The sequence below is a fragment of the Nitrosomonas sp. H1_AOB3 genome, from assembly GCF_015709435.1.
In the GTDB taxonomy this organism is placed as follows: Bacteria; Pseudomonadota; Gammaproteobacteria; order Burkholderiales; family Nitrosomonadaceae; genus Nitrosomonas; species Nitrosomonas europaea.
On the sequence record NZ_CP054389.1, the window covers coordinates 1806799 to 1824086 of the forward strand.

The following is a 17288-nucleotide window of genomic DNA, read 5'->3' on the forward strand; positions in this document are numbered from 1 at the left end:
GAATAACCCTGGTTCCGGAAGCTTTTTAGATGACCAGGTAAACAGGAAATGGAGGATAGCGTGATTTATGCTACCGTCCTGAACATCGTCAGATACAGTACAGATTGATGTGTCCTCACCATAATTACGCGACAACGGCTGCGTCGATCAGAGCTGTGATAAAGCAGGCTGAAGCACCGGTACCCGGGGATCAGCCGGGTACGAATGTATCGTGATGGTTCGCCCTTACAATGGAGCCACTACGCCAGCAAACCTGAGTAGATCGGCCATCCTGAAAGTGCCTTCCACTGCACTCGGCAATGTGGGTATCCATCGCGGATCCTGCCGCAGGTAAGACATGGAATCTCCCTGCAACAAGCCAAGAAACACCTCGGCGATGATACGTCCACCCACCGGCCCCAGCCGTTCCCCGTTCTCTTTCACCTCCGCCTCACGCAAAATGTAAAACCAGAGTGGCGTGCGCTGGTGCAGTTTAAAATCAACCAGATCGGCAAGGTCAGTGGTATTCAGTATCGGCAGATTCATCGCTTTTGCCACGCTTTGCCCGGAAGGCAGACTGAAAGTCAATCCTCTGAGCAGATTGAGCTGTGCGAGAGATTGGATATCTCCACGCACAGCCGGCAAATCGAACAGGGTGGTAGAAAGTTTGGTGTCGATTTTTTTACTTGGGCGCACTTTGCCATCGCCAAAATCAAAGAATGTCTGCCAGTCGATGAAACGGGATGGCGCACGTTTTCCCCCACGCAAATCATCAGGGTCAGGCTCGTCTGCCAGATTATCGTTGAAGATCAGTCGAAAAATTTGCGAATTGATATCGGAAGGTATCGGCCCGAAATTGGAGCGATATGAGGGGCGAACCTGCGAATGGCCGAAACGATAAGCAGCTGCCGAAAATTCAATCGGGATGAAGGGCTGATTGTGCCATTTATAAAATTTACGCCCGTTGATCAGGATATTGTCAACCAGCGGCTTGCCAACGGTTCTTACCAGATACTCATGTATGATGATCCACTGGTAATGCCAGCGCACCAGCCTTTGGGCTTCAGTAAACACTTCATCCAGGTCTGTCAGGCTGGATTGTGCTTTCACATAATCCACTACTGCATTGTGAAAACGCAGCATGGCAAGGTGTAATTGGGAAACCATCAGATTCTCGTCATTGCGTGGATCACCCAGCAACGCCGTTCCCTGACTGTTGCGCGGCAAATCATAACGTACGAAGCCGCCTGCAGACACTGCAGCTGCACCGGATATCTCCTCAACATAGAACTTGATGCCTTCTCCATCAGCACTCTGGTCGTATAAATAAGGTGAGGCACTTGGCCCGGAACCATACATACTGTCGAGTTCAAACAGGGGCCGGCGGAAATTGCGGATGGATTCCGGATCTGACTGTCTTTCCAGGTTGGAGACTGGATCAAACGTGATGTCGTGGTCGAGAAACTGGCCCAGGAAAGTCATACCGGCCACAAGATTCGGATTATTCGGGTTAATGAGGCTCAACGCGGGATCAATGATCAGATCGCGGGCAAGATTGGGGTTGACAGCAATGTCTGTATCTTCTTTGGCATCCATGATACCGCCCTTCCTGCCGAGCTCTTTCAGAGCTTCCCTGATTTGCCGGGTATCCTGCGCAAAAGGTGGAAGGGAAGGAAACATCCGGCCGAATTTACCTTGGTCATAGGAGATGGATTTCGGAGGGTTATACCCGCCGGATTTATTCGAGCCATGCCATGTCATTTTTTATTCATTCTCCAGTTGAGTCATTGGTCGGTGGAAAAAGATCAGACCGTTTGACAGAATCTCCCGATTGAATCTTTCATACGATCCCTTGTATATTTGAGAGTACCTGATCCCGGAAACAGTCATGCGTGCATAGTCAGCAATGCCGGAGAGTACTCTATTGCCTCCCCACATCTCTGTCATCGGGCCACTCATGCTTCGCACATATTGCTGATAGTGCATCGACACGATGTACGGCGGGAAGCATAGCCACATCAGCAATGTTGCTCTGTGACCAATCTCACAACGGTTACTTGTATTCAGACGTTAGGCAGGGGCTACTAAAGTGCCGAAAGTGACTGCACAGAGATACTGGAAATTTCCCGGCATGACGAAAGAGGGATTGGTAATACGGATTGCGCAGTCTGGAGACAGCCGACTCTTTGAAACGGAGGTAATGAACTAAAAAGACGGGAAAAACCGGGAATGTAGGTGTATTCAGTTCTCCTGGCCAGCTTTACTTTTCGACAAGGCCGTAAACAACGCCGGAATGGTCTTTTTTTCCTGCCTGTATGTCAGGAACAGAGATTGGATTTCTGGCTGCTTGGGCGTTGTCGACTGTGTCGAATTAGCCTGTGGCACGTAAGGCTGGGTAAAGATGGGGTCGCTGTATTTTTGCGTTCCCCCTCGGCGAGAACCGGAGTATTTCTGGGATGATGGCAGTTTCCTGTGTTTCTCACTTCTGCTTTTCTCACTCCCATTTTCCATCGGCTTATTACCGTAGCGGGAGTTACCGGCCGACATCCGGTTTTTCCGATCTGGCAGGCTGCGAGCAAACTGTTCCGCATCAAAACCGGCAATCTGTTCTGTTTCCAGTTTGGCGTTCAGCAGTTTTTCGATATTGGCCAGCAGTTCTTTTTCATGTTCGCTAACCAGAGAAATAGCCTTTCCTTTACTACCGGCCCGGCCGGTACGTCCGATCCGATGGACATAATCTTCCGGGTTACCAGGTAATTCATAATTGATGACATGTGACAGCTTTTCAATGTCGATACCGCGCGCGGCGACATCGGTAGCAACCAGTATTTGCACGTCACCATGCTTGAATTCAGCGAGTGCCTGTGTACGCTGCTGCTGATTCCTGTCGCCGTGAATGGCAACCGCCGAAATTTCGTGGCGGGAAAGCATCTGCGCCAGATGGGAAGCACCATGTTTCGTTTTGACGAAAATAAGTGCCTGTTTCAGGTTCTGCTGTCGGATGAGGTGTAGCAGCAAGGCAAATTTGCTATCTGGCTTTACCCAGTGAATGACATGTGAAATAGATTCATTCACTGTATTTTGTACCGCTGCTTCGATTCGGACCGGCTGCTTCAGCAGGCTGTCGGCAAGTTTCCTGATTTCACCGGAGAATGTTGCAGAAAACATCAGGCTTTGCCGTTGTGGAGGTAACAGCGCCATCACCCGCTTGATGTCCGGCAGAAAACCCATATCCAACATACGATCAGCTTCATCTAGTACCAGAATTTCGGTTTTGGAAAAATTGACTGCTTTTTGTTCGACCAGATCCAACAGGCGACCGGGAGTAGCCACCAGTATCTCCACCCCGGCCTGCAGCGCTGCGATTTGGGGCTCGATATTGATACCACCAAAAACGACAGCCGTTCTCAGGGCAAGATATTTTCCATATTTCCTGACACTTTCGTCGATCTGCATCGCCAGTTCACGAGTCGGTGCCATGATCAGGGCACGAACAGGATGCCGGGCAGGAGACACACTCGTATTGGCGTATGCTTGCAGACGGTACAGCAGCGGCAATGTAAAGCCGGCTGTCTTACCGGTACCTGTTTGCGCACTGGCCATCACATCCTTACCAGCCAGAATCGAAGGAATGACCTGGGCTTGGATCGGAGTGGGATTCACATACCCTTCATCATTAACTGCATGGAGAATTTCACTGGACAAGCCCAGTTGGGCAAACGTCACATCATTACTCATAGTCTATTTTTACAACAAGTAGAAACACAAAAATCTACAGGCATTACTCCCACAGCACAAATGAGTTGAGCCCTGAATCATCATCAATCTTCAACAATCTGTTTGAAGATAACCCGTAAACCGCAGCTACTCGTAATCCAGAAAGTAGAAATCACACTCATTTCCTGCTCAAAATCACTTTGAGACTGATTCCATTGGTTTTAAGCCATTTGAGCAAACCATTCATTCTGTTAAAGGCATTCAGAAATACAGGTGCTCCACTAATAGCAACGGCATCCACCAGACAATACCAGGCAGAGACCCCACTCGGCGGATTGCCTTGTGTCAACTCGAATATTGGTTCAAGCGTTGCCCACTGCCAGGTTCCGGCGGCGGTACCAATCAGTTCCAGCCAGGTTGTAATGAAGAACGCAGCCAGATACACCATTGGCGATCTGCCTTTGAATAGATAAATCAGGAATACCACATACAGCAATGCGCCTACCTGATCACCATGTTCAGGTAACCCGCTAATACCCCATGCTGACCACAAACCACAGGAAATCACCACGAAAGCTGCAATCTTCCGTGCATGTTGGAGGAAAAAACCGGATCGGGCCAATGCCACTGCAGTCAAATAAACCATGCCATGGCCTGGTGGTACGTAGAGCGGCACATTTTCCAGGCGGTAGGTATATCCTCCCATATAAATGGATGCAAAATGCTCGCCTGCTGTTGCAAAAGCAACAGCAATCACCACCTGCATCCTTATTTCTCGGTTTTCACCACGAAGTAACGCAACCAGGAAAATCCAGGCAATGACACCCAGCACGTTCTGAAGCAGCAGCGTCCCATGCGCATCGATTACAAGACTGACTGCAACACAGAAGAAGGTAAATGCTGCAATGAAATAATCACGTTTCCTGTGAGCCGGATTCCCGGTCACTTCCGGGAATCTATGAAATATGTTCAACATATTCTAAAAATAAAAAAACCGCCTCTTCCGACGGTTGAAAACAGCAACTCCCGGTATATTTTGTCTGCCAGGCCGGAAACAAATATAAGCAGATAGACAGTAAAGTACACAAATTCCGAATGCCTGTTGGTCTGCCCGGACAATGTCCGAGGTATTCATGGATATTAAAAAATCAATTCGGGCTCATTCCGGAAAAGCCGATGACTACTCCTCCGGAACAAACCTCATAATCAAACCGTCAGGAAAAAAATCACTATTTTCCTTTTTTGGCGGGTTTGGCACTAGCCTGGAATTCATCATGGAATTTGAATTTCGGCTCTCCTTCAAATACGCCTTCCAGTTTGTAATGTTCATGCATGGCTTTGACTTCCTTGACCATTTCATCAAACTTGAAGGTGTATTTCGCATCCACTTCCGGTGTAAACGGGGTGTAAGGCGCTTTGGCTCCCTTCCACGGTGAACCTTCGTAGTTCAGATGGCACGCACTGCAGCGTTCTTCAAAGTGGAAGTCCTGTCCTTTCTTTGCCAGATCTTTGCGAGGCGTTTTCTTGCCCGATTTCTCAAAGGCCTGTCCGCTCTTACGATGATCTCCCCGGAAGTTACGTCCAGGTCCATGGCAGGATTCACAGCCTACACCCGTCAGCATCGGTTTGGGCGATTCGATCGTATAGCCCCCTTTCTGACCAAATCCATCCACGTGACAACCTACGCAGTCTTTGTCCTGGGTGTAGTCCTTGGCCGGATCCAGTTTGGCCTTCTGTTTGGCTTCTTTCTTGACATTGGGCTTGAGCGATTCCATCGCTTTGGCATGCGCTGTGTCTTTCCACGATTGCGCCTGGGCTTTGTGACAGGAACTGCATTTCTTGCGGCCTTCAAACGGGGCGTCTGCTGCCAGACTTTGTCCACTCGTCAGTGTGAACAAAGCTGCAGCAACCAGCCCGCAGGCTATCATTATTTTCATGGTCTCTCCTCTCATTGATGTTTGAACACGGGTTACATTTCGTTTTCCCAGTTCGTCATTGTACCTGATCGACCGAAACGGTTGAATCCGTCGTTTCATTAGAGTCTTTTCCCGACTGCAAAGTATTGTGCGCCGGTGCTTTTGCTGTCAGATGATATACCCAGTATCCGCCTTGCTGGTAGATCAGTCGCGGTGAGGTGCGTTCCACCGGCGATGGCTGGCTGGTAAACGGCAGCAGTTTCGCCAGCAGGGTGTCATAGCTTGCTTCGTCGATCAGGAAGAAAGCACGGATGAGTTCGTCCGACAGTGATTGCAGGGTGTAGGTGTAGTAACCGCGGGTACGCATTTCGGTCTTCAGGTGGCTGATCATGCCATGCAGGTTGCCGGTCATGCGGTAGTGCTTGTAGGCAATGCCGAATTTGTCCGGGTACATCAGGCCGAGTTTGTACAGGTCGCTGACGTGTACGATGAGGTAGGTGTCCCGCGTGCCGGCAAGTTGTCGCAGGTCGTCCAGTCCGTTTGCCGGCGGATTCACCAGGCTTTGTGCAAAGCGCATGAACAATTCCTGTTCCTGTGGGTCAGCCGGGGTGCCAGCCTGCTGGTTTTCATACGCGCGAATGGCTTGTTCATGGGGCTGCCATTCCAGCGGGATGATCAGGGGTTCGTGTAACGGGGTATGAAACAGTACATCCCGTCCGGTGAGCAGGGCCAGTTGGCGTGAGGTGTCCCACCAGCCCAGCAGCAGGGCATCACGGGAGGCGTGTTTGTCGATCGCAGCTGCAAGAGCACTCAGTTCGGATGCTTTCTGGTCCAGTGCCAGGAGGGGTTCTCTCGTCTGGTTCTTCCAGTTGAGCAGTACTTGCGGTTGATTTGCGCGCTGGCCAAACCAGGCTTGTGCAACCGGTTGTTCAGTACCTTCGACATGGATGTCGTACTGGCTGATAGTGAGATCAGGCCAGGTGTCCAGTTCCAGTTCGGGAAATTCACTGACATTGCCAGTGGTTACCTGTTGATAACGATACGGCGCTGTGTCCGGAGTCAGTACCAGCCAGGTATACCAGGTCAGTAAAACCAAACCTCCCGTCACCAGTAATATCCCCAGTGACGGGAGGAGTCGGCCGGACCAGCGTGTCTGTGCACGCCGGTCGGTTGTCAGTGCGGTCAAGCTCGGGTCTGCTTACGCTTGCGCCAGCCGATCAGAGCAAGGGCTCCTGCCAGCAACATACCACCACCCAGGCCTCCCAGGGAGATTTTCTCTCCGGTTCCCTTGAGGTCGAGCAGACTGGTCTGCTTGCCTTCCAGTTTGTTTACACGGGCCTGCAGGGCTGACAGTTCCTGCATTTTGGTGTATTCGTCCTGGATTTCAACATAGGCACGGTTCATCGGACCCCAGCCTTCAGTGTAGGTCCAGCCACCCGGATTGACGTGAGCCAGTCCAACGTGCATCTTGGCCAGGTTGTTTTCTGCCATTTCCAGAACTTTCAGTTCGAGTGAGGCAGGGTTGTTGCCTTTCGACCAGAACAGCTGGGTGAAGATACCAAATCCAGGTTTCTCCGGTTCCGGCGGATTCGGACGGTTGGTCTTCTGTCCGGTCAGGGTGCCGTCTTCATACATTTTGTGTACGATTGCGTTCGCTTCCTGGTATTTGGCCAGCCCTTCCAGGGTGCCTTTGTCCATCAGATCCAGGTAGGAGCGGGCAAACCGTTCCGAGTGACACTGGGTGCAGGTCAGTACCCAGGAGTCCAGACGGGCTTCCGACCAGTCGCTGGTGATATTCTCTGCAATGCCCGGAACGAACGGGTAGTTCGCCCAGCGAGTCTTGCGGGTGATGTTGTGGGTGTATTCTCCTTCGTATTCCATGTGGCAGGCTGCACAGGTCGGTGCATTCTGTCCACCTTTGGAGAAGGCGTCCTTGAGACGGACTTCCCAGTTCCATTTGTCACGGTTCATTTCGGCAAGTTTGCCATGCTTGGACATGGTGTACGCTTCCCAGTTGTTGTGATCCACCCCGCTGTGGCAGGTGGCACAGGCTTCCGGTTTGCGCGATTCTGCCGCCGAGAATTCATGACGGGTATGACAGTTGTCACATTTGTTCTGGTTGGTGTGACACATGGTGCAGCCTTCGGCAACTTCACGTTGCGGCATCGCCGCCCAGACAGTGGTCTCGATGTTGGCGGTGTAGTCCAGTGCGTGGGAGGGGCGTCCGGCAGGCCATTGGTCGTTCGGCCAGACCATGGTGTCCCGTTCCGATTCACGTTCGGCAAATTCTCTTAAGTGACAAGTTCCGCAGGTGTCCGCCGTCGGCATGCGGATGTCTTTGGTGTGATCTACCTTGTCTTTTTTGTTGATGTCAGCGTGACAGTCAATACAGCCTACTTCCTTGAGGGTTTCTTTTTCACCAAGCTTGCCCATCGAGCGCAGGTTGTTTTCAACTTCTTCCAGCTTCCCTTTCTTGTAATACAGCGGGTCATCCGATTTGAGATTGCGGATCTTGTCAAGATTGGCGTGGGTGCTGCGCTTCCAGGCTCTTACCCATACCGGGGTCTCGTCCGAGTGGCATTCCACGCAGTCTTTGCGTTCCGCAACTTCTTTGGGAGATACCGGTGGTTTGTAAAAAGTATTGGGATCCATGTATATACTGATCGCTATCGGCTCCCAGTAATCTCCCATCGTCCCTTTCCCCGCTCCATGCGCCGGGTCCTTGTAACGCTTGACCAGCGCTTCATACGTCTCTTTCGGGGTCGCCTTACCTCGATCCAGCTTCAACGCATCATACGTCTCGTCCGGTACCGTCGATATGTCCGCATGAACCACCCCGCACATCATCAACCCCGCACAGAGCAATAAACCCCTCATCCACTCCCCTATTCTCATCTCTCTCCTCCGTAATCTACCTGTTCGTCGGCTTTTACCAGATACAAAACAATAACCGGTTACCCGATCCCTCTCAGGTAACCAGCTTTATCTACTCCTAATCACTTACTACTCATCTTCTCAAGACTACTTCCTCAGCAGGGCTAAGTCAAGATTTTAACAATGCTGGAAAACCAATCACGCCCCTCCAATGAATCCGTTCAGAAACTATTCCATCATTCCGTCACTTCATTCTCCGTTAAATCAGTATCCAGGTAAGCAGCGCTCTCCGATAATCTCTGTTTTTTCCGGATATTGTGAAAAGACAGCCCGGTTCCTGCCGGTATTAATCTACCCACAATCACATTTTCTTTCAAACCACGTAAATCATCCTTCTTACCCATGATGGATGCTTCGGTCAGAACCCGGGTTGTTTCCTGGAAGGAAGCCGCAGAAATAAATGAATCTGTAGAAAGCGATGCCTTGGTTATACCTAGTAGTACATATTCATAGGTGGCAGGCATCTTGTTTTCGGCGATGAGCTTCTCGTTCTCAGTAAGTACTTCTGCCCGCTCGACTTGCTCGCCCGGAATGAAACTTGAGTCACCCGCATTCATTATCTGAACTCGGCGCAGCATCTGACGAACAATCACCTCGATATGCTTATCATTGATACGCACCCCCTGTAAGCGGTAAACATCCTGTACTTCGTTACTGATATACCGGGCTAATGCCTCGACACCTTGCAACCGCAATATATCGTGGGGATCGATCGGCCCATCAACGATCACTTCTCCTTTATTTACGACTTGTCCATCATGTGCTGTCACATGCTTATCCTTGGGAATAAGATATTCATGCGCAACCCCGTCGAGATCAGTAATGACCAGTCGTTGCTTTCCTTTGGTATCCTTCCCGAAAGCAACTGTACCGGTGGCTTCTGCCAGAAAACCCACATCTTTCGGCACTCTGGCTTCAAACAGTTCAGCCACACGGGGTAAACCACCCGTAATGTCACGAGTTTTGGATGTCTCTTGAGGAATACGCGCCAGAACCTCACCGATGTTCACCTGCTGTCCGTCCCGTACCGTAATAATCGATCCGACGTGGAATGTAATACTGACAGGCTGGTCACTTCCAGGGATATTGATTTCATTGTCATTCTCATCCAGGAATTTGACAAGTGGCCGTAATCCCTTAGATTGCGCAACATTGCGCCGTTTGGGGTCGATAACCACCAGAGTTGCCAGGCCGGTTATTTCATCGATTTGCCTGACGACTGTTACGCCTTCTTCAACATTCTCAAAACGTACCTTACCCGCATATTCCGCTATGATCGGACGTTTGTGTGGTTCCCATGATGCCAGAATCTGTCCCGCCTTGATTACTTCACCATCCTGAACAAGTAATGTTGCACCATAAGGAATTTTATGCCGCTCACGTTCACGACCATTTTCATCCTGAATATAAACTTCACCACTGCGTGAAATGACTATCAGCTCATTCTGGGCATTTTTCACATAACGAATATGATGAGAGTAACGAATAACCCCGTTGGATTTACTTTCAACCTGATTAGCCACAACTGTTCTTGAAGCCGCACCACCAATATGGAAGGTCCGCATGGTCAACTGTGTACCCGGCTCACCAATCGATTGAGCAGCGATTACTCCCACCGCCTCTCCAACATTGACGAGCATTCCTCGACCCAGATCGCGCCCATAGCATTTTGCACACAACCCATATCGGGTTTCACAGGTGAGTGGTGTCCTTACTTTTACTTCATCGATACCACAAGTTTCGATCTCGTCAACCGCATCTTCATCCAGTAACATACCCGCCGCATAAATGACTGCACCAGTTTCCGGATTCACAATATCTGTCGCAGCCACACGACCCAATATACGCTCTCGTAAAGACTCAATGACATCACCACCTTCCACCAGCGCCTTCATTATTACGCCACCATCTGTATCACAATCATCTTCTGTGATAACCAGATCCTGAGTCACATCAACCAGACGACGAGTGAGGTACCCTGAATTTGCAGTCTTGAGCGCTGTATCGGCCAATCCCTTCCTTGCACCATGTGTCGAAATAAAATATTGAAGAATGTTGAGGCCTTCACGGAAATTGGCTGTAATCGGTGTTTCAATGATAGAACCATCGGGCTTCGCCATAAGACCACGCATACCGGAAAGCTGACGAATTTGTGCAGCAGATCCTCGAGCACCCGAATCCGCCATCATGTAAATTGAGTTGAATGATTCCTGAGTAACAACCTGACCATTCTTATCGGCTCTGACCTGTCCGGTTTCACGATCTGTAACCGGCTCGACACTCAGCTGATCCATCATCGCCTTAGCTACCTGATCACCGGCTCGACCCCATATATCTACAACCTTGTTGTAACGCTCTCCTTGTGTCACCAGACCGGATATATACTGATTTGCAATTTCATGCACTTCCTGCTCAGCAGCATGGATAATGTCATTTTTTTGCGATGGGGTAACAAGATCATCCAGACAGATGGAAATACCACCTCGAGTAGCATAGGAAAAACCAGAGTACATAAGCTTATCAGCAAATATAACGGTTTCCCGTAAACCACATAAACGGAAACTCGCATTGATAAGCTTCGAAATTTCCTTTTTCTTGAGTACCTTGTTGATTATGGAAAAAGGAAGCCCTGCTGGCAAAATTTCAGAAATAAGTGCTCGACCAACGGTGGTTTCATAACGTGTTATTGCTTCAACAGGCTCTTCGCCATGTGAACGAGATTTTTTTCTTTCCTTGATTCTGACGATAATTCCGGCATTCAGCTCCACAACCTTATTTTCGTAAGCACGCACAACTTCCGAAATATCCGAGAAAACCATTCCCTCTCCCTGAGCACCTATCTTCTTGCGGGTCATGTAATAAAGACCCAGCACAATATCCTGAGAAGGAACAATGATTGGATCACCATTAGCTGGTGAAAGGACGTTATTGGTCGATAACATCAGCGTACGGCATTCCATCTGAGCTTCGAGCGACAAAGGAACGTGTACAGCCATCTGATCACCGTCAAAGTCGGCATTGAAAGCAGCACATACGAGCGGATGTAACTGGATCGCCTTTCCTTCGACCAGGATAGGCTCAAACGCTTGAATACCGAGTCGATGTAAGGTAGGGGCACGATTAAGCATTACAGGATGTTCACGGATAACTTCCTCCAGGATATCCCATACGATTGGACTTTCGTTCTCAACTTCCCTCTTGGCAGCTTTGATCGTACTTGCAACCCCCATCGTTTCCAATTTATTGAAAATAAATGGTTTGAATAACTCCAGTGCCATTTTTTTCGGTAAACCGCACTGATGAAGCTTGAGTTGCGGACCCACCACGATTACGGATCGGCCGGAATAGTCTACTCGCTTACCCAGCAGGTTCTGGCGAAAACGACCACCCTTACCCTTGATCATATCTGCAAGTGATTTCAAGGGCCGCTTATTGGCCCCGGTCATTGCTTTTCCTCGGCGGCCGTTATCAAGCAACGAATCCACCGATTCCTGCAACATACGTTTTTCGTTACGAATGATAATTTCCGGTGCCCGCAGTTCCAGCAACCGCTTCAAACGATTATTGCGGTTGATAACACGCCTGTATAAATCATTGAGATCAGAGGTTGCAAAACGACCTCCATCCAATGGAACCAATGGTCTCAGCTCAGGCGGAAGCACAGGCAATACCGTCAGTATCATCCATTCCGGCTTCATACCGGATTTATTGAATGCTTCGAGCACCTTGAGCCGCTTGGCGGCTTTCTTGATTTTGGTTTCTGAACCAGTCGTCTGGATTTCCAAACGTAAGGATTCAATTTCCAATGGAATATCCATGTTGCTTAGCAGGGTACGGATACCTTCTGCGCCCATCACAGCACTGAAATCATCCCCAAATTCTTCTGTTTTATTCAGGTAGTCGTCTTCTGTCAGAAGTTGACTACGATTCAGCGGGGTCATGCCGGGATCGGTAACGACATAAGCTTCAAAATACAGAACTCGTTCGATATCTCGTAACGTCATATCCAGAACGAGACCTAGACGCGAAGGCAATGATTTCAAAAACCATATATGAGCAACGGGTGAAGCCAATTCAATATGCCCCATCCGCTCACGTCTGATTCTGGATAAAGTAACCTCCACACCACATTTCTCACATATCACACCCCGGTGCTTGAGCCGTTTATACTTACCGCATAAACATTCATAATCTTTGACCGGACCAAAGATTTTGGCACAGAATAAACCATCTCTCTCGGGTTTGAAGGTCCGGTAATTGATTGTTTCAGGCTTTTTCACTTCCCCGTATGACCATGAACGAATTTTTTCAGGAGAAGCCAAACCTATTTTTATGGAATCAAATTCTTCTTTTTGTGTAACTTGTTTGAATAAATCAAGCAGTGCTTTCACGTGTCACTCCTGTGAATCAACGTATAAACCTGAAATGGATCAAGGAAATTCTGAATCTCAGCCTTGAGGAATTTAATATGAAACCCCATCAGGACAAGGTTGCCGTACATAGCCGGCAAAACATCATGTATCGGATCAAGAACGTATCAATGCTCTTCCAAGTCAATATCAAGCCCCAGAGATCTGATTTCCTTAACCAGTACATTGAATGATTCCGGCATACCCGCATCAATTTTATGATCACCTTTGACGATACTCTCATAAACCTTGGTCCGTCCATTAACGTCATCAGATTTCACAGTAAGCATTTCCTGAAGGGTATAGGATGCGCCATAAGCTTCCAGTGCCCAAACCTCCATTTCACCAAACCGCTGCCCCCCAAATTGGGCCTTACCACCTAATGGTTGTTGAGTAACAAGGCTATATGGACCTGTTGAGCGCGCATGCATCTTGTCATCTACCAGATGATGAAGTTTTAGCACATGCATATAACCTACAGTAACCGGGCGATCAAAAGCTTCTCCCGTTCTACCATCATAGAGTGTAGTTTGACCAGATTCAGGCAATCCAGCCAGTTTCAGCATCTGTTTGATCTCTGACTCATGCGCACCATCAAATACCGGAGTAGCAAAAGGCACTCCACTCGACAGATTTCTTGCCAATGCCAGTACTTCATCATCCTCCAGAGAAGTCAGATCTTCCTGTTTACCACTATTGTTATAAATTTTATTTAGAAAATCGCGGATATCAGAAACATTACGCTGAGAGGCCAGCATTTCATTCACCCGTTTACCCAGCTCCTTGGCAGCCCATCCCAAATGCACTTCGAGTACCTGACCAATATTCATACGTGAAGGAACACCCAATGGATTCAGCACAACATCAACTGGTGTGCCATCCGCCATATAAGGCATATCTTCTATCGGTACAATCTTGGAAATAACACCTTTGTTTCCATGTCGACCAGCCATCTTATCGCCAGACTGCAATCTTCTTTTTACAGCGATATAGACTTTCACCATTTTCTGTACACCAGGCGGCAATTCATCGCCTTGAGAAAGTTTTCGGTGTTTCTCTTCAAATGCAAGATCAAACAGTTTTCGCTTCTGAACCAGACTATCTTTGATCTGTTCCAGTTGAAGACTTGTGTTTTCATCGACCAGACGTATATCAAACCAGTGATGCTTTTCCACACTTTCGAGATAATCACAAGTGATGGTCGAATTTTTTGCCAGTTTTTTAGGTCCACCAGCAGCAACTTTGCCAGTAAGCAAGCGCTCTGCACGTTGAAACGCATCTGCTTCAACGATACGCATCTGATCAGCAAGATCCTTTTTAAAGCGGCCCAGTTCATCTGCGATTATTTGTTTGGAACGTTTGTCGCGATCCACTCCCTCACGGGTAAAAATCTGTACATCGATCACTGTCCCCGAAATACCAGCCGGCACATGCAAAGATGTATCTTTGACATCAGAAGCCTTTTCTCCAAAAATGGCTCGCAGAAGCTTTTCTTCCGGTGTCAGCTGTGTTTCACTCTTTGGTGTTACTTTACCCACCAATACATCCCCGGCTTCAACTTCAGCACCAATGTAAACTATCCCAGACTCATCAAGCCGTGCACGCTGGCGTTCAGACAGGTTTGGTATATCCGCAGTTATTTCCTCGGTACCCAGTTTGGTATCACGACTGACTGCTGCCAATTCCTCAATATGGATTGAAGTAAATCGGTCATCAGATACAACCCGTTCAGATATCAGAATAGAATCCTCGAAATTAAGTCCGTTCCAAGGCATAAATGCTATTAGCATATTCTGACCAAGAGCCAGTTCACCCAAGTCCGTCGATGCGCCATCTGCAATTACATCGTCACGAGAGAGCACATCACCCATTCTTACAATAGGTCTTTGATTGATATTGGTATTCTGGTTTGAACGAGTATATTTTGTAAGATTGTAGATATCCACACCCACTTCACCAGCACGAGCCTCCGCATCGTGCACACGGATCACTATACGACTGGCATCCACATAATCCACCACACCACCACGTATCGTTCTGACGGCAGTTCCAGAATGCACGGCAACTACTCGCTCTATCCCCGTGCCCACTAACGGTTTCTCGGCACGCAAACAGGGTACGGCCTGACGTTGCATATTTGATCCCATCAGTGCACGGTTAGCATCATCATGCTCCAGGAAGGGGATCAGAGATGCTGCTACAGAAACAATTTGTGCAGGTGCAATATCTACATATTCAATTTGATCTCTTGATGCCAGAGTAAACTCATTTTTGTGGCGGCAGGAAACGACTTCATCGGTAAATACCCCATTCTGGTCAAAATTCGCATTCGCCTGTGCGATCACATATTGACTTTCTTCGATTGCTGAAAGGTATACGACTTCTTCAGTAACCCGTCCATTTCTGACCATTCGATACGGAGTTTCTATGAATCCATATTCATTGGTTCTGGCATAAAGAGCCAGTGAGTTGATCAGACCGATATTGGGACCTTCAGGTGTTTCAATCGGACAAACACGACCATAGTGAGTTGGATGCACATCTCGCACCTCAAAACCTGCACGTTCCCGTGTCAAACCACCAGGCCCCAATGCTGAAATCCGTCTTTTATGCGTAACCTCAGACAAAGGGTTAGTCTGATCCATGAATTGTGATAGCTGACTCGATCCAAAAAACTCACGAATCGCGGAAGAGACCGGCTTGGCATTAATAAAGTCATGTGGCATAAGATTTTCGGATTCTGCCTGACTCAAACGTTCTTTGACCGCCTTCTCGACTCGTGCCAGCCCTGCTCTAAACTGGTTTTCCGCCAACTCACCCACAGAACGAACACGACGATTACCTAAGTGATCAATATCATCGATCTCTCCTCGACCATTGCGCAGCTCGACCAGTATCTTGATAACATCGATGATATCGTCATTTGATAGAGTCGTAGATCCCGTTAATTCCTCGCGCCCCACCCGACGATTGAATTTCATCCGCCCGACGACGGACAAATCATAACGCTCTGGGGAATAAAACAAACCATTGAACAAAGCCAGAACGGCTTCTTCAGTGGGTGGCTCACCTGGCCGCATCATCCTGTAAATAGCAACCTGGGCAGACATCTGGTCAGTGGTCTCATCAATCCTCAATGTTTGTGAAATATAAGGACCATAGTTAAGATCATTTACAAACAGCGTGCTGATTTCACTGCTCTGAGTTTGCCTGATTCGTCCAAGTAACGTTTCACTTATTTCACTGTTGGCCAGCGCAATAATTTCCCCTGTTTCCTTATCTACGAGATCCGCAGCCAGAATCTTTCCCAGCAGAAATTCTTCAGGTACAGGAATTTTAGTAAGGTTAGCCTGCTGCAAATCACGAACATGCTTGGCCGTTATTCGTTTGTCTTTCTGTACAAAAACCTTGCCATCTTCAGAAACTATATCAAAACCAGCCAACTCTCCACGCAAGCGCTCAGGTATAAGATTGAAGAAAATCTTATTGTCCACAAGGGTAAAATGATCGAATTCAAAAAAATCCGCGAGAATTTGTGCGGGAGAATACCCCATCGCTTTTAGGAGAGTCGTAACCGGCATTTTGCGGCGACGATCAATCCTGAAATAAACATAATCCTTGGGATCAAACTCAAAATCCAGCCATGAACCACGATACGGAATAATACGGGCAGAAAACAATAATTTTCCGGATGAATGAGTCTTGCCTCGATCATGCTCAAAAAATACACCAGGCGAGCGATGCAACTGTGAAACAATAACGCGTTCTGTACCATTGACAACAAAAGAACCAGTATCAGTCATGAGAGGAATTTCTCCCATATACACTTCCTGCTCTTTGACTTCTTTGACTGTCGGCTTTGACGCTTCCTTGTCCAGAATTGTCAATCTAACCCTGGCACGTAACGGAGCTGCGTAAGTCAAGCCCCTTTGCTGGCATTCTTTGACATCAAATACAGGAGAACCAAGCATATAACTTATAAAATCCAGACGAGCATTATTAGAATGACTCTCTATTGGAAAAACTGAGTTAAATGCAGCCTGTAGCCCCTGATTCTTGCGTTTACCAGGCGCAATTTCTGCCTGCAGAAAATCAGTATAAGACTGTATTTGAGTAGCGAGGAGAAACGGAAATGGTAGAATACTGGCACGCTTGGCAAAGCTCTTCCGAATACGTTTTTTCTCGGCAAACGAATAACTCATTAAATTTCTCCGTGCACTGAAGATATGATCGGGTTGCGGGGTGATTTATCTGATTACACCAAATCTGAATAAGGTTATAACCTTAACCTATCTGCCAAAGGCGCGTGGGCGATGTAGAGAAACACTCCATC

8 protein-coding genes are annotated in these 17288 nt (G+C 48.2%); all 8 read right to left on the reverse strand.

Translation table 11 applies throughout. The annotated features are described in order from the left end of the window. Positions 1-225: 225 nt before the first annotated feature. The 8 genes from HRU73_RS08505 to rpoB all read right to left on the reverse strand — a co-directional run bounded on the left by HRU73_RS08505 (position 226) and on the right by rpoB (position 17157). Complete coding sequence (locus tag HRU73_RS08505) at positions 226-1740, reverse strand: peroxidase family protein (RefSeq protein WP_287398409.1); 1515 nt, start codon at positions 1738-1740, stop codon at positions 226-228. A 480-nt stretch (positions 1741-2220) separates the two neighbouring features. Continuing rightward, positions 2221-3717, reverse strand: a complete 1497-nt coding sequence (locus HRU73_RS08510; protein ID WP_276678689.1) for a DEAD/DEAH box helicase — start codon at positions 3715-3717, stop codon at positions 2221-2223. Positions 3718-3874: 157 nt separating this feature from the next. Next, positions 3875-4672 (reverse strand): hypothetical protein, encoded by a 798-nt coding sequence (locus HRU73_RS08515; RefSeq protein WP_276678691.1) that lies wholly within the window; start codon positions 4670-4672, stop codon positions 3875-3877. 253 nt (positions 4673-4925) lie between these two features. Continuing rightward, complete coding sequence (cycA, locus tag HRU73_RS08520; protein WP_011111569.1) at positions 4926-5633, reverse strand: cytochrome c-550 CycA; 708 nt, start codon at positions 5631-5633, stop codon at positions 4926-4928. 55 nt (positions 5634-5688) lie between these two features. Then, the gene (gene haoB / locus HRU73_RS08525) at positions 5689-6798 is read right to left on the reverse strand and encodes a hydroxylamine oxidation protein HaoB (protein ID WP_287398410.1); all 1110 of its coding nucleotides are present in this window, start codon (positions 6796-6798) and stop codon (positions 5689-5691) included. Next, positions 6795-8507 carry a multiheme c-type cytochrome gene (locus HRU73_RS08530; RefSeq protein WP_287398411.1) on the reverse strand — a complete coding sequence of 571 codons (1713 nt, stop codon included), beginning with the start codon at positions 8505-8507 and terminating at the stop codon, positions 6795-6797. Before HRU73_RS08530 ends, haoB begins: the two co-directional genes overlap by 4 nt. Before the next feature lie 215 nt (positions 8508-8722). Continuing rightward, a complete protein-coding gene (rpoC, locus tag HRU73_RS08535) occupies positions 8723-12937 on the reverse strand; it encodes a DNA-directed RNA polymerase subunit beta' (protein ID WP_287398412.1) in 4215 nt (1404 codons plus the stop codon). A gap of 146 nt (positions 12938-13083) precedes the next feature. Further along, complete coding sequence (gene rpoB / locus HRU73_RS08540) at positions 13084-17157, reverse strand: DNA-directed RNA polymerase subunit beta (RefSeq protein WP_287398413.1); 4074 nt, start codon at positions 17155-17157, stop codon at positions 13084-13086. Positions 17158-17288 lie beyond the last annotated feature (131 nt).